Source organism: Cellulomonas fimi (assembly GCF_028527925.1).
GTDB classification, from domain to species: Bacteria; Actinomycetota; Actinomycetes; order Actinomycetales; family Cellulomonadaceae; genus Cellulomonas; species Cellulomonas fimi_C.
In genome coordinates this window covers 1-768 of the sequence record NZ_JAPESW010000142.1, presented here as the reverse complement: position 1 = coordinate 768, position 768 = coordinate 1, and the positions used below count along the sequence as shown (strand labels likewise).

Below are 768 nucleotides of genomic sequence, written 5' to 3'. Positions count from 1 at the left end.
ACCCGCTTGCCAACAACCAGCAGGAAGCGCAGCTGATCGACGCCTGGTTCCACAAACTGGCCGATCAGGTGGTGAGCGACTGGGACAACCTGCCGCTGGAAAAAACCAACAACCACTCCTATTGGGCCGCCTGGTCGGTGATGGCAACGTCCGTCGCCGTCAACCGTCGCGACCTGTTTGATTGGGCGGTGAAGGAATACAAGGTCGGCGCGAACCAGGTCGATGACCAGGGCTTCCTGCCGAACGAATTGAAGCGTCAGCAACGCGCATTGTCCTACCACAACTACGCGCTGCCGCCGCTGTCGATGATCGCCAGTTTCGCGCTGGTCAACGGTGTGGACCTGCGCCAGGAAAACAACGGCGCGCTCAAACGCCTGGGTGACAAGGTGCTGGCCGGGGTGAAAGACCCGGAGATCTTCGAACAGAAGAATGGCAAAGAGCAGGACATGAAGGACTTGAAACAGGACATGAAATTCGCCTGGCTCGAACCTTTCTGCACCCTCTACACCTGCGCGCCGGATGTGCTCGAGCGCAAGCACGGGATGCAGCCGTTCAAGACGTTCCGCCTCGGGGGTGACCTGACCAAGGTCTACGACCCGACGCATGAAAAAGGCAACAAAGGTTCCTAAGGCTGAATGGATTACCTGTAGTGAGCGGGATTGCCCCGCGCTGGGCTGCGAAGCGGCCCTAATCGATTCGTCGCGGTGTGCCAGGTATACCGCGACGTGGGGTTTTGGGGCTGCTACGCAGCCCAGCGCGGGGCAAGCC

Annotated in this window: 1 protein-coding gene; it reads left to right on the top strand. The window is 60.0% G+C overall.

The window, feature by feature from the left end:
• Nucleotides 1-629, top strand: a 629-nt coding sequence (locus OMK64_RS21410) for an alginate lyase family protein (protein ID WP_272730133.1), incomplete at its 5' end; no start/stop codon positions are given.
• Nucleotides 630-768 lie beyond the last annotated feature (139 nt).